This is a genomic window from Mycobacterium sp. URHB0044 (genome assembly GCF_000620625.1).
In the GTDB taxonomy this organism is placed as follows: Bacteria; Actinomycetota; Actinomycetes; order Mycobacteriales; family Mycobacteriaceae; genus Mycobacterium.
Genome location: NZ_JIAW01000002.1, coordinates 477,154 through 497,588, shown reverse-complemented (window position 1 = coordinate 497,588; position 20,435 = coordinate 477,154). Strand labels below are relative to the sequence as shown.

Annotated in this window: 19 protein-coding genes; 9 read left to right on the top strand and 10 right to left on the bottom strand. The window is 65.6% G+C overall.

Annotated elements, in window-relative coordinates:
- Positions 1–18 precede the first annotated feature (18 nt).
- Positions 19–756 (bottom strand): methionine ABC transporter permease, encoded by a 738-nt coding sequence (locus tag N536_RS0106495; RefSeq protein WP_029112873.1) that lies wholly within the window; start codon positions 754–756, stop codon positions 19–21.
- 5 nt (positions 757–761) lie between these two features.
- Positions 762–1,754 (bottom strand): methionine ABC transporter ATP-binding protein, encoded by a 993-nt coding sequence (locus N536_RS0106490; RefSeq protein ID WP_029112872.1) that lies wholly within the window; start codon positions 1,752–1,754, stop codon positions 762–764.
- Between the two features lie 248 nt (positions 1,755–2,002).
- Here N536_RS0106490 and N536_RS0106480 point away from each other — a divergent pair, with 248 nt between their 5' ends.
- Both N536_RS0106480 and N536_RS0106475 read left to right on the top strand, forming a co-directional pair.
- Entirely contained in the window at positions 2,003–3,064 is a 1,062-nt protein-coding gene (locus N536_RS0106480) for an LLM class flavin-dependent oxidoreductase (protein ID WP_029112871.1), read from the top strand.
- Positions 3,065–3,122: 58 nt separating this feature from the next.
- On the top strand, positions 3,123–3,602 hold the full coding sequence (locus N536_RS0106475; protein WP_029112870.1) for an NADPH-dependent FMN reductase: 480 nt from the start codon (positions 3,123–3,125) through the stop codon (positions 3,600–3,602).
- Here N536_RS0106475 and N536_RS0106470 read toward each other — a convergent pair whose 3' ends face one another.
- The 8 genes from N536_RS0106470 to N536_RS0106435 all read right to left on the bottom strand — a co-directional run bounded on the left by N536_RS0106470 (position 3,603) and on the right by N536_RS0106435 (position 13,219).
- Positions 3,603–3,881 (bottom strand): WhiB family transcriptional regulator, encoded by a 279-nt coding sequence (locus N536_RS0106470; RefSeq protein WP_029112869.1) that lies wholly within the window; start codon positions 3,879–3,881, stop codon positions 3,603–3,605.
- On the bottom strand, positions 3,881–5,659 hold the full coding sequence (locus tag N536_RS0106465) for an ABC transporter substrate-binding protein (RefSeq protein WP_029112868.1): 1,779 nt from the start codon (positions 5,657–5,659) through the stop codon (positions 3,881–3,883). The genes N536_RS0106470 and N536_RS0106465 overlap by 1 nt, the downstream gene beginning before the upstream one ends.
- 31 nt (positions 5,660–5,690) lie before the next feature.
- Positions 5,691–6,674, bottom strand: coding sequence for an ABC transporter permease (locus N536_RS0106460; RefSeq protein WP_029112867.1), 984 nt, complete (start codon positions 6,672–6,674; stop codon positions 5,691–5,693).
- Positions 6,675–6,683: 9 nt separating this feature from the next.
- Complete coding sequence (locus N536_RS0106455; RefSeq protein ID WP_029112866.1) at positions 6,684–7,622, bottom strand: ABC transporter permease; 939 nt, start codon at positions 7,620–7,622, stop codon at positions 6,684–6,686.
- Complete coding sequence (locus N536_RS0106450; RefSeq protein WP_029112865.1) at positions 7,619–9,253, bottom strand: ABC transporter ATP-binding protein; 1,635 nt, start codon at positions 9,251–9,253, stop codon at positions 7,619–7,621. Before N536_RS0106450 ends, N536_RS0106455 begins: the two co-directional genes overlap by 4 nt.
- A 116-nt stretch (positions 9,254–9,369) precedes the next feature.
- Positions 9,370–10,587: a GNAT family N-acetyltransferase gene (locus N536_RS0106445; RefSeq protein ID WP_029112864.1), complete on the bottom strand. Its 1,218-nt coding sequence runs from the start codon at positions 10,585–10,587 to the stop codon at positions 9,370–9,372.
- Positions 10,584–11,981: an NtaA/DmoA family FMN-dependent monooxygenase gene (locus N536_RS37590; protein WP_036435572.1), complete on the bottom strand. Its 1,398-nt coding sequence runs from the start codon at positions 11,979–11,981 to the stop codon at positions 10,584–10,586. Before N536_RS37590 ends, N536_RS0106445 begins: the two co-directional genes overlap by 4 nt.
- Positions 11,982–11,989: 8 nt before the next feature.
- Complete coding sequence (locus N536_RS0106435; protein WP_029112863.1) at positions 11,990–13,219, bottom strand: acyl-CoA dehydrogenase family protein; 1,230 nt, start codon at positions 13,217–13,219, stop codon at positions 11,990–11,992.
- A gap of 207 nt (positions 13,220–13,426) precedes the next feature.
- Here N536_RS0106435 and N536_RS0106430 point away from each other — a divergent pair, with 207 nt between their 5' ends.
- The 7 genes from N536_RS0106430 (at position 13,427) to N536_RS0106400 (ending at position 20,432) form a co-directional block, all read left to right on the top strand.
- Entirely contained in the window at positions 13,427–13,942 is a 516-nt protein-coding gene (locus N536_RS0106430; RefSeq protein ID WP_029112862.1) for a nitroreductase family protein, read from the top strand.
- On the top strand, positions 13,939–14,859 hold the full coding sequence (locus tag N536_RS0106425) for an NAD(P)-dependent oxidoreductase (protein WP_029112861.1): 921 nt from the start codon (positions 13,939–13,941) through the stop codon (positions 14,857–14,859). The genes N536_RS0106430 and N536_RS0106425 overlap by 4 nt, the downstream gene beginning before the upstream one ends.
- A gap of 166 nt (positions 14,860–15,025) precedes the next feature.
- Positions 15,026–16,093 carry an LLM class flavin-dependent oxidoreductase gene (locus tag N536_RS0106420; protein WP_029112860.1) on the top strand — a complete coding sequence of 356 codons (1,068 nt, stop codon included), beginning with the start codon at positions 15,026–15,028 and terminating at the stop codon, positions 16,091–16,093.
- A gap of 16 nt (positions 16,094–16,109) precedes the next feature.
- Positions 16,110–16,877, top strand: coding sequence for a DUF1684 domain-containing protein (locus N536_RS0106415; RefSeq protein ID WP_029112859.1), 768 nt, complete (start codon positions 16,110–16,112; stop codon positions 16,875–16,877).
- 118 nt (positions 16,878–16,995) lie between these two features.
- On the top strand, positions 16,996–17,283 hold the full coding sequence (locus N536_RS0106410; protein WP_051574295.1) for a WhiB family transcriptional regulator: 288 nt from the start codon (positions 16,996–16,998) through the stop codon (positions 17,281–17,283).
- A gap of 205 nt (positions 17,284–17,488) precedes the next feature.
- Positions 17,489–18,853: a sugar ABC transporter substrate-binding protein gene (locus N536_RS0106405; protein ID WP_029112857.1), complete on the top strand. Its 1,365-nt coding sequence runs from the start codon at positions 17,489–17,491 to the stop codon at positions 18,851–18,853.
- 1 nt (position 18,854) lies between these two features.
- Positions 18,855–20,432 (top strand): sugar ABC transporter ATP-binding protein, encoded by a 1,578-nt coding sequence (locus N536_RS0106400; RefSeq protein WP_029112856.1) that lies wholly within the window; start codon positions 18,855–18,857, stop codon positions 20,430–20,432.
- Positions 20,433–20,435: the final 3 nt, after the last annotated feature.

Here is a 20,435-nt window from a genome sequence, read left to right as displayed (position 1 = left end):
GCGGTAGGCGATTTCGGCTCAGGCCGACAGCCGCTGGAGTCGTTGTCGTCCACGGCCACCTCCTCCGCGGTTGGCTCGGTGGTCTGTTTTGCGGGTGAAGTAGTCGCCGACGAACTGGAAGATCTGCGCGAGCGCGATCAGAAGTAGCACCGTCGACCACAGCACCGGCCCGTCGTAGGAGCGGGCGCCGTATCGAATCGCCAGATCGCCCAGTCCTCCCCCGCCGATCACTCCGGCCAGCGCGGAGAAGCCCAGCAGCGCGATGATGGTGATGGTCAAGCCTGCGATGATTCCGCTGATCGCCTCGGGCAGAAGTGTTTTGGTGATGATTTGCCACCGCGTGGCGCCAACGACGCGGGCTGCGTCGATCTTGCCCGCTTCCACCTCCCGTAGTGCGGCCTCGACCAATCGGGCGACGAATGGGATGGTGCCGATGGTCAGCGGGACCATGGCCGCAACGGTGCCCAGGCTCGACCCCACCAGCAGGCGGCCCAACGGCCACAATGCGATCACCAGGACCAGAAATGGCAACGAACGGGTGACGTTGACGATCACGCCGAGCGTGCTGTTGAGCCATCTGATCGGAGACAGTCCGCTAGGCGCGGTGACGTAGAGAACGACACCGAGCGGGATGCCGAAGACGACGACGAAGGCGAAGGGGATGAACACCAGTTGCAGCGTTTGATTGACCGCGACCGGCAGGGCGTCGGTGCTGAGGAGAAGCGAATCATCGAGCCACGCCTTGACACCGTTCAGGACGCTCACGAGGTGCTCCCCCCGGTCTGGATGACGGCTCGAACGCCGTTGTTGGCAAACCACTTCGAATAGTCGTCGGCTCGGTCCCGCGCCAAATGGTCGAGGCCGGTGATCGCCAGCTGAAACTGCTGGATCGACTGCGGGCCGAGACGAATCACTCCGCCGTCGAGAACGCGTATGTCGGCGTTGAGGTCACGCGACAGTGCACTGATGAACGCCGACGAGGACTCCGTGGGGGCATGCGCGTCGACGATCAGCGCGCGGCCTTCGGATCGCGGCGGCTGGCTCAGCGGTGGCAGCAGACCCGACCGTGGGTGGTCGGCCACTTCGGTCAATGTGCCCTCGGCTACGACGCGCCCTCCGTCGAGCACCGCAACGCGATCGGCGATCTGGCGGACTATCGCGAGATCATGCGTGATGAGCAGGATCGTCACGCCGAGCTCTGACCGCAGGCTAGTGAGCAGTCCGAGAATTTCCTGCGTGGTGGTGGGGTCCAGCGCGCTCGTCGGCTCGTCGGCAAGAATCACACTGGGCTTGGGTGCTAGTGCTCTTGCGATGCCGATGCGTTGGGCTTGACCTCCGGACAGCTGCGCAGGGTAGTCATCCCCGCGTCCCTTTAGACCGACGAGTTCCAGCAGTTCATTGGTCCGGTGCCATCGCCTCTTACGGTCCCACCCCGCGATCTCGAGTGGATATTCGATGTTGGCGCGGGCGGTCCGGTTGTCGAGCAGGTTCGCGGATTGGAACACGTTGCCCAGCCGCCGTCGCGCACTGCGCAATTCCCGTTCGGAGAGCAGGGTCAAGTCCTGCCCGTCGAGCAGCACCCGGCCGCTGGTGGGGCGCTCCAGTAGGGCGATGGTGCGTACCAGCGTGCTCTTGCCTGCGCCGCTACTGCCGACCACGCCGAGGATGTCGCCCTCGTCCACCGAGATCGACACGTCGTCCAACGCCTTGGTGCCCCCGTAGACCTTCGTAAGGCCTTCGGTGGAGATGGACATCGTCCCCTCTCGGTTCTGTGACAGGAAGCCCGCCCGCGTTGACGGCTCCCGACATTAAGTCCGATTCCGCCGCTGTATCGACAGGGTTGTGTTCACGCCGGTTCGAAACGGCGGCGCCGAGTCGTAGAACAACTTTCGTGTATCGACCGGTACGTCCAGAATCATCCTGACCGCAATCATCGGTTCGACCGGGAGCCTCGTTCTATCGTTCGCCTCGACTAGAACGGCTACGTGCTCAGGAGATCACCATGACCACATCGGCATTGCGGTTTGGTGTGTGGGCCCTGGTGTACGGCACTTGGGGAGCCCGACAGCATCCCCTCGAACCCGTCGACGCTTCGTGGGCACGTACCCGCGAGCAAATCCTCGAGGCGGATCGACTCGGTTTCGATGCCACCCTGGTGGCACTACACGAAGTGAATCCATCCGGTGATCAGTACGACCAACTCGAAGCATGGACCACGAGTGCGGCATTGGCTGGACTGACGAACAACATCGAAATCATCACGGCCATCAAGCCGGCGCTCTATCACCCCGTGGTCCTTGCCAAGCAAGCACTGCAGATCGAAGAGATCAGCGGCGGGCGGTTCGGCATCAACGTGGTCAACGCCTGGTTCAAGCCCGAGATCGCCCGCGCAGGCCTGCCGTTCCTGGAGCACGATGACCGGTATGCCTACGGCCGCGAATGGCTCACCATCGTGAACTCACTCATCAGCGGTCAGCGAACTACATTCCACGGCAAGCACTTCGACGTCGACGACTACCAACTCAAGCCCGCAAGCAGACACCGCACCCGGCCTGCAGTCTATGTGGGTGGGGAGTCGGATCCGGCTCGTAACCTGGCCTCCGACTTCGCCGACGTGTGGTTCATCAACGGACAACCCGAGGACAACGTGCGACGGTTGGTAACCGACGTGGCCAAGCGACCCCGTACCGGGAAGCCGGTGCGGTTTGGCCTTGCCGCGTTCGTCATCGGCCGCGAAACCGACCGCGAGGCAGCCGACGAACTCGCCTACGCCTTCGAGTTGGCCAGCCGCGACGTCGCCGAAACCGAGTCGGTCATTTCGAATGCCGACCCGAAGGCCCAGATGTTCAAGACATTCGCCGAGCATCCCCACGTCGGCACGAACGGCGGGACTGCCGCTGGCCTCGTCGGCAGCTATGACACCGTGGCTGAACGGATTCTGCGCTTCGGCAGCATTGGCATCGAGTTGTTCATGCTGCAGTTCCAGCCGTTCGAGTCCGAGATGCGGCGATTCGCCGACGAGATCATCCCCCGTGTGCGGCGGTTGGAAAGGCTTGCCGCGTGACCAGGCCTGACACCGGCCCGGATGAGTTGTGCAAGGCCATGTTTGGTTCACTTGACTCATGAGCGTCGTCGTCGTTGGAAACCCCAAGCCGAACTCACGGACCCGGGCGGCCGCAGAGCTGGTCGCCGAGAAGCTGACCGGCGTTCCGCCCCAACACGTCATCGACGTCGTCGACCTCGGAGCGGGCCTGCTTGGCTGGGGTGATCCGAAGGTCGCCGAGGCCAAGGAGATCGTGAAGTCCGCCGATCTGTTGGTGGTCGCCTCCCCCACCTTCAAGGCCACCTACACCGGCCTGTTGAAACTGTTCCTCGACCAGTTCGGAGCCGGTGAGCTCGGACAGACTCCCACGTTCCCGCTCATGCTCGGCGGTTCCCTTGCACACTCCTTGGCCCCGGAGCTGACATTGCGACCGGTCCTCGTCGAGATCGGCGCGAGCTGCCCGGCGCCGAGCCTGTATCTGCTCGACTCCGAGTACGAGACCTCACCCGAGCTGGAGAAGTGGCTCGAGGTGGCCCGCCGCCACGTTCCCAGAGCGTAATCACCGCTCGAGCACCGGCTCCCGTCGTGCCGCGAACTCCCGTTGGCGGTCCCGCGCCGACATCGCTCCCCACACGCCGTACGTCTCCCGCGCGGACAGCGCGTGGTTGCGGCAGTCGGCGACGACCGGGCACGAGCCGCAGATCCGCTTGGCGTGTTCCTCACGTGCTTGCAGACCGGTTCGGCCGCCGTCCTCTGGGTAGAAGACCTCGGGCGCCAACCGCCGGCAGCTCCCCCGCTCCTGCCAACTCTCCGCCGTGCGGAACACCTCGACTGTCATCATTGGCCTCCGTTCACCGCGATGTTGGTGATGTCGGGGCCGTTGCCAAGCGACTGCCAGGTCCAGTTGGTCACCCGGTTCGACGTCGGAATGGACTTCACCCGCTCGATCAGCGGGAACCACGCGAGATCCCTCGTCGCGATGGTGTTGGCGTCCTTCCAGGCCTGCGTCGAGTCCTCAGCCGAGAAGGCCTGGTTCACAGCGGCATTGAGGGCAGGGTTGTGGTAGGTGACGCCGTTCCACGTACCTCCCGGAGCGAAGTCGGAGTCCAGCCAACCGCCGAGTGTCATTCGGGCGCTGTTGCCCTGCCAGTCCGGCGTCCAGTTGGTGATCGCCAGGTCCCACTGGTCCAGCTTGGACTTGTCGGCGAGGAAGGCGCTGAACGCGCCGAAGCCGTCAGCAGGGATTGGTGTCAACTTCACGGTGATGCCCGACCTGGCTGCGGCGTTCTGCACGGAGGTAGCGATCTTCTCGAACTCAGGAGAGGTACGGAAGGCCACGTTCACCGTCAAGTTCTGCTGACCGGCTTCGGCGAGCAGCGCCTTGGCCTTCTCCGGATCGCCCTTGTCCTCCGTTGTGGGATAGGGGTTCTCATTGGTGAAGCCGGCAATGGTCGACGTGAGGATCTCGTTGCTCGGGATTGCCGAGTCCGGCCCGCCGAGGCCGCGGGCCACGTCATTGCGGTTCAGCGAGTAGTTGAACGCCTGGCGCACACGCAGATCCTTGAACGCCCGCTGCGCGGGGGTCTTCGGGGTGTCCGAGTTGTTCCAGCTGATGAACACCGCCGACCCGCTCGCGGACTTGTGCAGGTGGTCCGGGTCGGTCTGCTTGTACTGGGCGATGACGTTCGCCGGGTAGGCCCGAACGTATAGCCCGATGTCGGCGCTTCCGGTCTGGATCTGCTGGGACGCGGCATCCGCCGATGCCACCGTGGTGTCGAAGACGATCTCGTCGGCGTAGGCGTTGCGCGGGTCGCCATCGGCGTTGTAGTTCTTGACCTTTGCCAACGTCAACTGCTTGCCCTGGTCATACGAGGTGATCGAGTACGGCCCGCTGGAGACGTAGTTCTTGCGGAACTCCAGGCTGTCCGCGAAGTACTTCGACACGACCTCCTCGGGCAGCGGGGTGACGAAGTTCAGTGTGAGGATGTCGAGGATGTCACTGGCCGGCTGGGTAAGCGTGAGCTGGAAGGTCTTGTCGTCCAATGCCTTCACCCCGCTAATGTCGTGGGTATCGATGAACTTCTTCGCCGCGTCCAGATCACCGGTGGGCACCTTCGCGAACTCGGCTGCATACTCCTTGAACCCCGAGAACAACGCGTTGTAGTACGTGATCGCGGCCACCTGCGCGTTGGGGTCGGGGAACCGCTTGATCGCATAGACGAAGTCCTGCGCGGTGATCGGACGCGTGCTGGCCCCGGAGAATGCGATGTTGTCGCGCAAGTGGAACGTGTAGGTCTTGCGATCGGGGCTGATGTCCCAGGTCTTGGCAAGATCCGGAACCACCTTGGTGTCCTGGCCGATGCCGTTGCGATCGCCCGCGTAGGTGACCAACTGTCGTGTGGTGGCCCTGATGACCTGCCACGACTCGGCCGAGTAGGCGATCAGTGGGTCGAGCCCGTCGATGTCCCCAACCGATGCGATCTTCAGCGTGCCGCCATGCAGCTTCGCAGGATCGGTAGACGCCGAGGTTCCGCCCGAGCCACAGGCCGTCAGCGATACCGATACGGCCAGCGTGGTCAGCAGGGCGGCGATCCGCCGGCCCGTCGTGTACTTCATCATTCTCCTTCGTTGCGAAATCTGGCTGTGCTCATTTGGCGCTGCGGGCATGGGTGATGACGTCGACGACGAAGGTGGTGACGACGAAGATCACGGCACCGAGCAGGGTGCAGCCGATCACGACCGGTGCGTCGCCGGACTTGGCTGCGCTCACCGCAAGCCTGCCTACCCCGTCGAGGCCGAAGATCTGCTCGGTGATGATCGCGCCACCGAGGATGGTCGCGAACTCGATACCACCAAGGGTCAGAATCGGATTCAGGGCGGCCGACAGGGCGTGGTCGAAGTACACCCGTTGCGGCCCGAGACCCTTTGCCCGCGCGGTTCTGACGAAGTCCCTGCCCGCGACCTCGAGTACCGAAGCCCGCACCACACGCTGAAAGAGGCCCACCTCGGCGAGCACCAACGTCAGCCACGGGAGCAGCAGATGCTGCGCCCACTGCACCGGCGACTGCGTCAGCGCCACGTATCCGCCGCCGGGAAAGATCCGCACCCCGGCCAGGGACAACTGGAAGTAGAAGACGTAGAGCAGTGCAACGCCCGTGACGAAGGTGGGCAGCGCCAGTGCGGCGTAGGAGATCACGCTCGTGACCGAGTCGAACAATCCTCCCGGCTTGCGGGCCGCATAGACCCCGAACACGATCGAGATCGCCGCCCACAGGAGCAGGGCGCCGACAGCGAGGCTGACGGTGACCGGGACCTTCTCCAGGATGAGCTCGGTGACCGGCCGCTGCGATCGGTACGAATAGCCAAGGCTCGGCGGCCAATTCAGCAGTCCCGTCGGCGTGCCCTTGAGCTCCGGCCCGCGGAAGGCGTAGTGCCACAATTGGACGTACCACGGGTCGTTGAGGTGCAGGCTGTTCGCGATCGACGCCACCGTCTCCTCGGAGGCATTCTCGGGAGCCAACATCCTGGCCGGATTCTGGTAGGCCACCCGCGTCAGCCCGAACGTGATCAGCACGACGACAGCCACGGTGAGCACCATGCGCAGGGATCGCGCCAGCACGAAACGAGTCACGATCCGGCCTCACGCCGCCGTCGGATCGAACCGGCTGCGCAACCGGGTGGCGAGCAGGTTGAATCCGAGCACGGTGACGAACAGTCCGATGGCAGGCGCGATTAGCATCCAGGGTTGCGTCTGGTAGAGCGCCGAATCCTGAGCATTGGCGATCATCGTCCCCCAGCTCGGGGTGGGTGGCCGGATCCCGACTCCGAGATAGGACAGCGACGCCTCGGCAATGATGTTGGTGGGCAGCTGAACTGCCCAATAGATGACGATCGTGGGAATGATCGTCGGCAGGATCTCGCGAAGCAGCACCCTGGCATGCGAGGCGCCGGCGCCCACCGCCGCGAGGACGAAGGGCTTGGCCTTCACCTCGATGACCAGGTTGCGGACCAGGCGTGCGAAGTAGGTCCAGGAGAACAGTGCCACCACACCGATGACGACGACTGCCGGATTGACCAGCGTGCTGCCCGCGGTGCCGCGGTTGAGGGTGACCACGCTGAGCGCAGTGACCAGGAACGGGAAGGCCAGCGCGACGTTGGTCACCTCGGATAGCAGCGCGTCGATGCGGCCGCCGAAGTAGCCACCCGTCAAGCCGACCACGACGCCGGCGATCATCGCGATGGTGGTCGCGGGAATCCCGATCGCCAGCGAAACCCTTGCCCCGTATAGCGTTCGGACCAGAACGTCGCGGCCGCTGCCGTCCGCACCGAGCAGAAAACCGTGTCCGCCGGTGATCGGCAGCCCTGCGGTGTCGAGGGTGTCGTCGGAAAACTGTTCGCTGGGTCCGTGTCCGACCAACGCCGCGAAGACCGGCGCCAGCAGAGCGGCCGCGACGACGAAGGCGATGATGACCGCACCGGCCAGCAAGCCTCGATCGGCGAGGGCCGCACGCCACCGCCGTCGAGGGCTCAACGCCTTCGACGGATCGGAGACCGGGGCTTGTAACAGCAGCTGGCTCACGACGCCCGCGCTCCATCGAGCCGAGGGACGGCACCCAGCAGGCGGCGCGTGTACGCGGACTGAGGGTTACCGAAGACCTCGGCAGTCGTTCCGATCTCCTCCACTCCCTCTGGCCCGAGCACGACGACCCGCTGGGCGATCGACGACACGACCCCGAGGTCGTGGGTGATGAACAGGAAGGCGGTGCGCTTGTCGCGTACCAGATCCTCGATGAGGGAGAGGATTTCGGCCTGCGTGGTGACGTCGAGCGACGACAGCGGCTCGTCGGCGACGATGAGGGCCGGCTCGAGGACCAATGCCCGTGCGATGGCGACGCGCTGCCGCTGTCCGCCAGACAGCTCGGCGGGGTAGCGCGGCAGCAGGTCCGAGTCGACGCGGGCGTCGGCGGCGGCTTGCGCAAACCTCCGTGGGATCTCGGACCGGTCGACGTGCTGCGCGAGCAGTGGCGCAGCCAGCGATGCCTCGACGGTGCGGCGCGGATGCAGACTCGAGTAGGGATCCTGGAAGATCATTTGCACCGTGCGCCTGACCGCGGCGGGCAGCGTAGGAATCCCGTCACCGAGCCCGGTCGGAAACGTGACGTCGGACAGCGTGATCTCACCGGAGTCGGCGTACTGCAGACCGGCGACGATGCGGCCGACCGTCGACTTACCCGACCCGGATTCGCCGACCAGGCCAACGACCTCGCCCGGTTCGATGGTGAAGTCCAGGCCATCGATGACCTGCCTGCGCGCACGTCCGTGCCGCGCACGATAGGACTTCCGCAGCCCACGCACTCGCAGCAGCGGCCCACGTGACGAGTCGGCAGGTGGGCGCGGCGCGGCAAGCCGATCGACGCTGTGCACCCGGGAAGCGACCAACAATTCCCGGGTGTAGGCCTCACGAGGATCGGCGTAGATGCGCTGCCGCGGACCCGATTCCACCACCACACCGTCCTTGACCACGACGACCTCATCGGCGATCTCGGCAACCACGCCCAGATCGTGACTGACGAACACGATGGCGGTGCCGTGCTCGTGCTGCAGCCTGCGCAGTAGAGCGATGATGCCGGCCTGGACGCTGACGTCCAGCGCCGTCGTGGGTTCGTCGGCGATGATCAGCGCCGGGTTCAGCGCGATGGCGATGGCGATCATCACCCGCTGACGCATCCCCCCTGAGAGCTCCGCGGGATAGCTGCGGTAGGCCTGCGCAGGATCGGTGATGCCGACCTCGTCGAGCAGGTTCTCGACCCGCTTGCGCGTCTCTCGTCTGGTCGCGGCCCGGTGGACGCGGAAGACCTCTTCGATCTGCTTCCCGACGGTCTTGAACGGATGCAGGTTGCTCTGCGGGTCCTGGAAGACGAAGCCGATGTCCTTGCCGCGGATGCGACGCAACGCCTTCGGGGACATCCCCAGCAGATCGTGACCGTCGAAGCGAACGCTGCCCGTCACCTCCGCGTCGGTGTTGAGCAGTTGGGTGGCCGCCAGCAGCGACGCGCTCTTGCCAGAACCGGACTCGCCGACGATCGCCAAGGTCTGCCCCCGGTCTACCGAGAAGCTGAACGAGCGCACCGCTGGCACGATCTGCCGTCCACGGGCGCGGTTTCCGGTGTGAATGTTGACGGCGAGATCAGTGACGTCAAACAGTGTCACGGCGATAACTCGATGTCGCCCCCGAACGCCGGAACATGACTACATCCTGGGCGCCGCTCGACGAATCGAGAACGGTTCCGCTCGTGCGGAACTGAAGTGACCCGGGAAGTGAAGTGCTAGAAGTAGATTCCGGCGTGTGGCGCCGGCCACGTACCGAACAACCCGTCGACTTCGGCGACCGCGTCCCGGTCTACGACATCGACCAGGCCAACCGATGCGAGCACACTCCAGGTGAGACCGCCGAGCAGCAGTGCACCGAGGGTTGCCACACCGACGCTCAACTGAGCGGGTGATTCGGTGCGTCGCACTCCCCCGGCCGAGATCTCGAACGTCGCCGAATTATGGGCCAGGATCGGATCGTCGACGGAGACGGTCACGGATCCGGCCCCACTGAACCGGTGGGCTCCGAGCGCTGCCGCCACGTCGATCACCCGCAGCCAGGTCTCGTCTCTGGCACCCGTGACCCGCGCAGCCCGTCGATCGGTCAGCAACCACGGCAACGGGTCGTCGAGAGCAAGCGATGTGAAGACCAGTTTGTCGACGAGGTCGAGTTCGATGAGGAACCGCAGCAGACCGATATACGCCGCGGGGGTCGGCGCATAGAAGTCGTCGACCACGACCGTGCGTTCGGCACTGGTGAACCACGCTTCAGTGCCCACCGGGTGATAGCGCACGAATCCCGTCTCGGATCCAGCGTCACCGTGCAGTGCCACGTAGCGAGGACCCGGATCACCTTCGGCACGCAAACGTTGGTTCTCCCACCACACCGCAGGCCTGCCGATGGCGCCCGGACGCGGTGGCCGGGTCCCGTCGACGATGCGCGGCAACACATCCCACGACTCGGCGGTATCGACGAGCCGCACCGGACCTCCCCTGGGCACCTCGGGGCGGAAGGCGGCGCGCACGGTCAGCACTTCGATGGTTTGCGACGTGGTAGCCACCCCATATCCGAATCGTTCGTAGATGGTCGCCTCGGACGCTCTCAGCGTGGCGACCACCTCGCCACGGGCGTACAGATCCCGCAGTTGATGGGCCATCAGATCGGACGCTATGCCGCGGCGGGTGTACGACGGCCGAACCCCGACGTGGGTGACGGCGGCATGGGGCAGGCGCGTCCCGCCGGGCACCGTCAGCATGCTGGCCGCCGAGTCGGTGGTGGCGACCAGTTCCCCATCGACGAATGCACCAAGAGTACGACCGGGCTCGACCAGCTTGCCGATACGACCCGCGTCCTGTCCGGTCAACGGCCGGAAGCCCACCATCGCCGCACGGAAGACGTTCGCCGCTGCGACGAGATCTGCGTCCTCACTCAGTACCCGGATGTCTGCCGTCATCTGACGACTCGTTCCTCCCGTGCCGCTTGCCGAGTAAGTCGGTAACTTGCGGCGGGGTGATCGTCGGCGACGTGATCGCGGCCATGCAACCGGTTCCGCAGCGTGGCCGCGCCCGTTGGCCGCGACCGAACGCGTCCCCGCCGATCCAGCTCGGGCACCACGAGATCGGCGAAATCGCGGTAGCTGTCCGGGTTCACCACACCGATGAGGTTGATTCCCTGTGTGTCGGTAGCCACGAGCCATGCCTCGATGTCGTCGGCCACTGCGCTTGGAGTCCCGACGAACGTGCGCGAACGCCCCAGTCCGGTCGCGGGAGCCAGCGCGTCCCGCAGCGTCCACGCCTTGTCGGCCGCGGCGAACATCGACAGCAACGAGCGGTTCGACTCGGTGTCGTGATGGCCGATCACACTGTCGAGATCCTCTGCCGAGAAGTCCACTCCGGTGCTGGCCGAATAGTGCGACAGTGCTCCCTCCACGCTGAAGTACGACTGGTAGTCGGCCAGCTTCGCGACCGCTCCGCGCTCGGTGTCGTCGACGACCACGGCTGCGGCACTGACGAAGTCGAGCGATTGGGGATCGCGTCCCTGCTCGGCGGCCAAGGCACGGATGGCAGCAACGTTGCGGCGGATGCCGTCGGCGTCGGCCCCTGCGACGAACACCACCTCGGCATGTGCGGCGGCGAACCGCTGGCCGCGCGGCGAGCCACCCGCCTGCAAGAGCAGCGGAGTGCGTTGCGGGCCCGGCTCGGAGAGGTGAGCATCGGGCACGTGGAAGTACCGACCGTGGTGCGCTATAGCGTGCACCTTGCTCGGGTCCGTGTAGATCCCGGTCGCCGGGTCTCGCACCACGGCGTCGTCTTCCCACGACGCCTCCCACAACTTGAAGACCACGTCGAGGAACTCATCGGCCCGGTCGTAACGCTCGTCGTGCGGAATCTGCCGGTCCAGACCGAGGTTTCGTGCGGCGCTGTCGAGTTGTGAGGTCACCACGTTCCAGGCCACCCGACCTCCGGTGAGGTGGTCGAGGGTGCTGAACTTGCGGGCCAGCAGATAGGGATGCTCGTAGGTGGTCGAGACGGTGACACCGAAGCCAAGGTCAGTGGTGGCTGCGGCCAGGGCGGCGACCAACAGCAGCGGATCGTCGACGGGCGACTGGGTGCCCGTCCTCAGCGACGCGGCCGCTGTGCCACCGTAGGTGTCGAGCAGCCCCAATGCATCGGCCAGGAAGAAGGTATCGAACCGCCCGCGGTCCAGGATCGTGGCCAGTTCCACCCAATAGTCGATGGTCGTGTAGCGGTGGGTTTGGTCGCGAGGATGCCGCCACAGACCGTAGTTCACGTGGGAGACGGAGTTCATGGAGAACCCGTTGAGGATGATCGGTTTGGTGGGTGTCACCTGGGTCGTCAGCTTTGGCCGAGCGCTACGGCACCGATGATCTCGAGGACGGCATCGGTGTTGGGCGGGTGCAGCGATCCGGTGCGCACGTCGCGGTAGAGCCGTTCGAGCTCGTGCCGCCTGGACACCGACGACGCGCCAACCACCTGCACGGCGATGTCGACGACCTCGCGCGCCGTCGTGGTAGCGAATTCCTTTGCTGCCAGGGCACGCAACGGGGACCAGTCCCCCGAGCCGGGTTGTGCTACGGACTCCGCCAGCGCCGCCACGGCTTCCAACTTGATCTCCGCCTGCGCCACCTGCCGTTGCACTGCCGGCTTCTGCGCATGCCGGGAGATGCCGTCGCGCAGCGAGTTCCGCGTCTGCGCACCGAGGATCGCGAGGTCGAGCGCCCGGCGGGCGATGCCGAAGTACACGTTCGACAATAGTGGGAGATACCACGACAGGAGCGTGCCGACGTAGTCGGGATAGACCGGTCCCACCGGGTGCTTGGCGACGACCTTGTGCGCCGCCGCGAGTGCATGATCGAAGACCGTGTCGTGACTGGCCGTGGCGCGAACGCCAAGGGCGTCCCAGGTCTCCTCGATGCGCACACCAGGATCGTCGCGGTGGACGAACGTGTGCACGATCTGCGGATTGCTGGGGTCCGAGTCGTCGCGGGCGTGGATGCCGATCTCGTCCCACACCGGCGACAATGAGGTGAACACCTTGCGCCCGGTGATCCGGTACGAGCCATCCGGCTGGGGAACGGCGCGCACCTGCGAGTCGTCGAGTCCGACGTCGTTACCGCGCTCACCGTGCCCGGCCGCGAAGATCCGGCCCGCAGCGACGTCGGCCAACAGCCACTCGACGTCGGCGAGGCCGCGGGTGGACGCATCGGCGGCGGACCCGGCCCAATACAGGTGCATGTTGACCGCGAGCGCGGTGGCCGGTGCCCAGTAGGCGAGCTGACGCTGTTCACGGGCTAGCTCGGAGAGCGTCAGGGCAGCACCGCCGAGCCGTTCCGGCAGCGGCGCCTTGAGGTAGTCGGCCGCGACGAGTTCGGTGAAATCCTCTACGAAGAAGCTGTTCTCGGCGTCGTAGCGAGGCGCTCGGGCATGGAACCGGCGATAGTCGTCGTCGGTGAAGAAGCGGCTGCGGAAACCATCGGCGAGCGGACTGGTCCCGCTGACGACTGCTGGCGAACTGGGCGTGTCCGTGGGACCCGACAAGGACGAAGGTGGCGCAGTCACAGTCATGGCATCGATGATGCCTATGCGACGTCAGATCTAGAAACCTATAAATCAGAGCGATTTTCGTGGCTGCCATTTGCCAGGAACGTCACTAAAGTCGGCGGCGGTGAACCATGAATCCGCCGACACCTGACCTGTCGCAGCGTGCGATGGAATTGTTCACACGCGAACGTGGTTCGTGGTTGCAGCCACGACTGCGAAACGGAGGACGAGATGGAAGCCTGGGACGCGATTCGCGCCCGACGCAACGTGCGAAACTACCTGCCGGACCGCATTCCCGACGCTGATCTGGACCGCATCGCCGAGGCGGGGTGGCGAGCGCCGTCGGCGTCGAACCGCCAGCACTGGGACTTCGTGATCGTGACGGATCGTGATCAACTGCAAGACCTCTCCACCGTCTGGCGGGGTGCGGGGCACATCGCGTCGGCGCCGGCAGCCATTGCGTTAGTCGTCCCCGAACCGCCCGACGAGCGAACCAAGCTCATCGATCAGTACGACCTTGGGCAAGCGACCACGGCCATGACGATTGCCGCCACCGACCTCGGCATCGGGACGGGACACTCCTCGGTGGGTGACCAGGACAAGGCCCGCGCCATCCTCGGCGTCCCCGACGACCACATCGTCTCCTACCTTCTCGGTATCGGATATCCCGCGGACCGTCCCCTGAAGCCGATCGGCAAACCCGATCGGCGCCCCTTCGACGAGGTCGTACATCGGGGACGCTGGTGAAGGTCCTCGTCCCTGACGATCTGGGCCTCGATACGTCGACGGCTCCGGCGTACATCGAGGTCGTCTCTTACGAGCCCGCGGCGGCGTGGCCAACGGCGCACCTCGACGCGGCCGTGGTCGTGGTGGGCTTCGACAACGCCGCGGCCGTCGGGGCCAGATTCGTCGACTTGCCGGACCTTCGCCTGGTCCAGACCCTCAACGCCGGCTACGAGCAGTGGCTGCCGCACCTGCCCGACGGCGTCCTGTTGTCCAACGGGCGCGGGGCGCACGGCGGCTCGTCGGCCGAATGGGTGGTGGCCGTACTCCTTGCCGTGTACCGAAATCTCCAGTGGTTCAACGAAAACCAATCCAAGGGCATCTGGCGGCACGCGGAGACCGATACGTTGATCGGCAAGCGGGTCGTCGTCCTTGGTGCGGGGGATCTGGCAGTCAATCTCGCGTCGAGGCTCGCGCCGTTCGACACCGAAGTGACTCTGGTCGGACGGCGGGCAAGGCGGGGCGTCGTCGCGTTGAGCGACGTGGCAGGGCTGCTGCCGAACGCCGACATCGTGGTCGCAATGCTGCCCGACGACGAATCAACCCGGCACGTCATCGACGCCGAGTTCCTGGCCAAGCTCCGCGACGGCACGGTGGTCGTCAACGCCGGCCGGGGCGGCGCGGTGGACACCGACGCACTTCTGGCGGAGCTGACCTCCGGGCGGCTGCGCGCCGCCCTGGACGTCACCGACCCGGAGCCACTACCCGCAGGCCATCCGTTGTGGTCCGCGCCCGGCCTGCTGCTCACTCCACACGTGGCCGGGAGCACCTTCGGAGCCGACGCCCGGGCGTGGCAGGTAGCTCTGCAGCAGATCGAGATCTACGCCGGCGGCGGCCAACCGCCGAACCTCGTCGCGGGTCCCGAGCTGGTGCGGGAATGAAGCGGCAATCCACCCGGGTTGTTGACGAGAACGCCACCATGCCGTGAGCGCTCCCGCCGGGACCGATGGAGGACTTCAGGTGATCACGCCGCCCTCTACGATCCGTCCTTGCCCGCCGATGAGATCGGGCCACATCCGTTCGAGAAGCATCTTGGGTGAGTGATCGGTGAAATTCCTGCTGATCACGCTGATCACCCACACACCGGACCCCGTTTCAGGTGAGAAGAAGAGTCCGGCTGAACGGCTCCGTGACGTCGTCGATGCTGCCGTCCTCGCCGAAGAGCTGGGTTTCGACGGCTTCGCCGTTGGCGAGCGTCACGAGGACCCATTCATCTCGTCGTCTCCCCCGGTGGTGCTGAGCAACATCGCGGCCCGTACGTCGCGAATCGGATTGTTCACCGCTGTCACCACGTTGAGCTTGCTCGATCCGGTTCGTGCCTTCGAGGACTACTCGACGCTCGACAACCTGTCCGGCGGGCGGCTGGAACTGATCATCGGCAAGGGCAACGGCGCGGCGCAGGCGGAGCTCTTCCACGTCACCACCGCCGACCAGTGGGAGCGCAACCGCGAGGGCTACGAGCTGTTCCGCTTACTGTGGGAGAGCGACGAAGTCACGTGGTCCGGCCGGTTCCGCCCGTCGCTGGTCAAGGCCAAGGCGCTCCCCCGGCCACTGCAGCAGCGGCTGCGCATCTGGCACGGCAGCGCGACGAGCAAGGACTCCGTCGACCTGGCCGCCCGTTACGGTGACCCGATCTTCTCCGCGAACGTGACCTACCCCATCGAGCCCTACGCCGAGCTGGTGCGGCACTACCGGGAGCGGTGGGCGGCCTACGGCCACGACCCGGAGGATGCCCTCGTCGGCGCTGGCACGGCCGGGTTCCACGTTGCACCGACGTCGCAGCAGGCGCTGGCCGAGTACCGGCTGTCCTTCGAGACCCGGCTGGCATTCGCGCGACGCGTCGGGCTTCCCGTGGTGTTCGACTCGATCGACGACTTCGTCGATCGCAGTTCGGCTTTGGTGGGCAGCCCGCAACAGGTGATCGACAAGGTGGGCCGCTATCACGAGCAGTTCGGTCATGAGGTCATCCATCTCAGTGCCGATGCCGACGGCGTGACCGTCGAACAGAAGCGTCGCAGCTTGGAGTTGTTCCAATCCGACGTTGCTCCGGTACTGCGGGAGCGCATGCCAAGCCGGCCACTCGTCTCGCAGTCGAATCTGAAACAAGTGGGTTAGAAGGGAACTGAGAATCATGACTACCACTGGAGACACAGAAGTCACGACGTTCGAGGCGGCTTGGACGCAATGGCACAGTGAACGGGAGAGCTACTACGGTGATCCCCTCGGATGGGTGAGCATCACCGGTTTGTACTGGCTCACCGAAGAGTTCGAGACCGTCACCGACCTACCGGGTCGCTGGCGGGCGGACGCCGAGGCCGCGTACGTCGAGGGCATCGTTGGAACGGAACGACTCGAGCCGATCGAGGGTGCACCGGGATTGTTCGTCAATGCCGGTGATCGCCGCATCGAGGTCATCCGCCGAACGGGCTCCGTCGCACTGCGCGTTCACGATCCGAAGTCACCGCATCTGCAGCAGTACAACGGCATCCCGGCATACGCACCGGACGAACGGTGGATCGTCACCGGCACGTTCACGCGATACGAGGCGCCGACGACCGTGACGACCGGAGCCGTCGTCGAAGGCCTCGAGCACCACCACACCGCGCTTGGCACGATCGACTTCGAACTGGCAGGTACCCCAGCTCGATTGGTCGCCTTCGGGCGGCCGGACGGTGCGTTGCACGTTCTCTTCACCGATGCCACCAGCGGTGTGACGACCTACCCCGGCGCCAGGTCACTTTCGGTGGCTGCACCGGGCGACGGCGGGGCGGTGACGCTCGACTTCAACCGTGCGTCGAATTTGCCGTGCTCATTCACCGACTACGCGACGTGCCCGGTGGCGCCGACCGAGAACAGGCTGCCCATCGCGGTCGAGGCCGGCGAGAAGAACCCACGCTGAACCAGAGCTGAGTTCACGCGGATCGTAATCATGGTCCGGCGGTTCGCCACCCCGCGACCATGATGGGGCCGGGTGCAAGGGTGATACCTGGCGAGACCCGAACCGGAGGGTGCGCATCGTGGTCAGCCCCAGCAGCGCAATACCGAAACAGACGGGCGTGCGCCCACCTCGGCCCATCGTCGAGGATTGGATGTGGCAGCAGCGCGGCAGGTGCCTCGACCTACCGTCGGACGTCTTCTTCCCCGAGGACGCGACACGGCGGAACCGCCGCGCCCACGAGGAACGCGCCAAACGCATCTGTCTCGACTGCCCCGTGATCACGGAATGCCGCGAACACGCCATGCGTACGCCGGAGGCCTACGGCATCTGGGGTGCGACGACGCCGCGGGAACGCGCCAACGCATGAACCGGCCCTCGAAGCATGGTGCCGTAAGCGGCACTCCGCGCAAGGATTTCGCTCATCGTGCGCGCCATCCGCATGGCGCCCACTCGGTTTGCATTGTGGTGCAGCCTTTCTGACCACTTAAGCATCAGCACGAGCAAGAGGGTCGGGCTAGTACTCCGTGCCCCGTACGGTCAGCTCTCGACATCAGTGAAGGGAGGTGGGAGCAATGACTTCGAACGGGATACCCGATCCCAGCGGCGACGATCGCCGGGTCTTCGATTCGGTGCTCGAGCGCCTCGATACCTACGGCCTCGGTCGGCGCCAGTTCGTGAAACTACTTGCCGGCAGCGCTGCGGCATTGGCGGCCGGCGGTGCGCTAGCGGCAGTGGGCCGCCGCGACGAGGCGCGTGGTGACGCGGTCGCCTACACCGACGGCCAGTTCGCGCTGCTCAATTGGTCGTCGACGGGCGACTACCAGGTGCAGTGGGCGAAGGCGTATCAGCAAGCCGCGAGTCAGCTGGGTTACAAGAGCGTGGTGCTCGACGGAAAGTCCGACGCGGCCGTGCAATCCAACCAGTTCAACCAGCTGCTCACCCAGAAGACCACCGCCATCTTCGTCGGGCTCAACGACGCAGGCGCGCTTCCCACGCTTGCGCATGACGCCAACGACCGCGGGGTGCTCTTCCAGGCCGCCTGGAACTCCCCTGCCTGGTATACGCCGTGGCACAGCGATGCCGACGGCAACAAGTACAACAGCTTCCTCATGCCCGACGAGTACATCGCCGTCGGCAAGGCGGTGGACGTACTGGCCGAGAAGATCGGCAAGGAGGGCACCGTCGTCCGTGTCGGCGGCTACTACCCGTCGATCGATGGTTGCGAGGTGCAGCGCCGCCTCGCGGTGCACGACACCCTGAAGAAGTATCCGAAGATCAAGTTCGCCGGCGAACTGCATGCCAAGTACGACGCGGACCTGTCGCAGCGCGCCGCGTCCTCACTGCTGGCACGCTACCCGGACACCGTCGGCATCGTCGCGGTCAACGACGACGCCGCCACCGGCGTGGTGGCCGGTATCGAAGCGGCAGGAAAGGTGCCCGGCAAGGACGTCTTCGTCGTCGGCGCCAATGGTTCCACCGCCGGTATCGACCGCATCGTCAAGGGCACCCAGTTGGTGACCACCGGGAACGTCCCTGCCTATCCGTCCTTCGTGACCATCGCCCAGTTCCACGACCGGCTCAACGGCTGGAAACCCGAAGCGGCCGAACGCTTCTACAGTTGGCATGCCGAGATCATCACCGCCGACAACGTGCAAGCGTTCAAGGCGCGATACGTCGACGGGCCGATCGCCGAGTCGTTCGACGTCAAGCTGCTGTCCCGCGTCGAGCACCCGGACGACTTCGACCTGCAGTTCGACGGTTTTCCGGTCGAGAACCTCGAGACCATCTGGCCCGGCGTTCCCAAACCGGACGGGTTCCAGTACCCCGAGGCCTACCTCACCGCCCAGCGCAACGGTGACTTCGACCGCATCCGTGCCCTGTACGAGCACCACTACCGCACACCGGTTCTCGCGCCATCCCCTTACCAAAAGGTTTGACATGACCGCACAACCACAACTCCGGCTGCAGGCCACCGGCATCGTCAAGTCGTTCGGCGCCAACCGGGCACTCAAGGGCGTCGACCTGACGGTCGGTGACGGTGAGGTCGTCGGGCTGATCGGCGAGAACGGCGCGGGCAAGAGCACCATCCTCAACATCGTCTCCGGCGTGCTGCCGTATGACTCGGGTTCGCTGCTGCTCGACGGTCGCGAGATCGCACCCAACAGCTACCAGGAGGCGAACAAGCTCGGTATCTTCCGCGTGTTCCAGGATGCCGCGCTGATCGATTCGCTGGCCGTCTACGAGAACGTCTTCTTCGGCTGGGAGCACCTATTCCGCACCCGCGCCGGCGGTTTGGACCGCCGCGCGCTGCGCCGGGCGGCGGTCGACGCACTCAACGAAGCCGGAGTGGACGACGTCGACGTCGGTGCGCCGACGGGCCGGCTGACCCCAGGACAGAAGCAGAGCCTCGACATCGCCAGGGTCACAGCCCTGGCGCAGCTGCTGCAGGTGCAGAGGCCGGTGGTTCTCTTCGACGAACCGACCACCGCGCTGGACTCCGAGCACGAGGACAACTTCCTGCGACTGCTGGAACGGCTGCGCGGCGTCGCCGCCGTAGTGTTCGTCTCGCACCGGCTGCCCGAGATCATCGAATCCACTGACCGCATCACCGTTTTCAAGGACGGCGAATCGGTGGCCGACCGACCGACTGCAGGTGTAGACGAGAACGAACTGCACCGGCTGATGGTGGGCCGGGTGCGCACCGAGAACTATTACCGCCAACACACTCAGCGTGCGATCGCCGCCGACACGCCGCCGCGGCTGGTGCTCGAATCCGTCGGCGGCGCAGGCGTGCTGAAGGAAGCCTCACTGGAGGTCGCGCCAGGCGAGATCATTGGCCTGGCCGGCACCGAGGGATCCGGCAAGCGGGTACTCGGCGAGATCATCGCAGGAGCGGTGCGGCCGTCCCGGGGCCGCGTGCTGGTAAACGGCAAGCCGGTCGGCGGCAGCATCGGCGATCACGTTCGCGCCGGAATCGCCTATGTGCCACCGGACCGCAACGACAAGGGGCTCATCACCACCTCGTCGATCGCCGACAACATCCAACTCGCCTCACTGCATGACCGGTTCGCCACGCGCCGGGTCGGGCTCTGGGCGGTGGGCCGCGCTCGCACGGTGGCCCAGCAGTACGTCAAGGAACTCGGGATCGTCACCGACACCATCGATGCGCCGGTGTCGTCACTCTCGGGCGGGAACGCGCAGAAGGTGCTCATCGCGAAATGGCTTCTGCGCCAGCCGGATGTCCTCGTCCTGGACGAGCCCACCCAGGGTGTGGATACCGGCGCCCGTGAGGGCATCTACGACCTGCTGCGTCAGGTTGCCGCGGCAGGTACCGCCGTGATCCTGGTCAGCGACGACCTGCCCGAGCTGATCGGATTGTCCAACCGGGTCGCGGTGATCACCGACGGCCGGTTGGTGGCGACCGTGGATGCACCTCCGGGCGCCAAACCAGATGAACACGATCTCGTGGCCCTGATGATTCCCGGCGCCACCGCCGTCCCTACCACCATTGGATGAGAA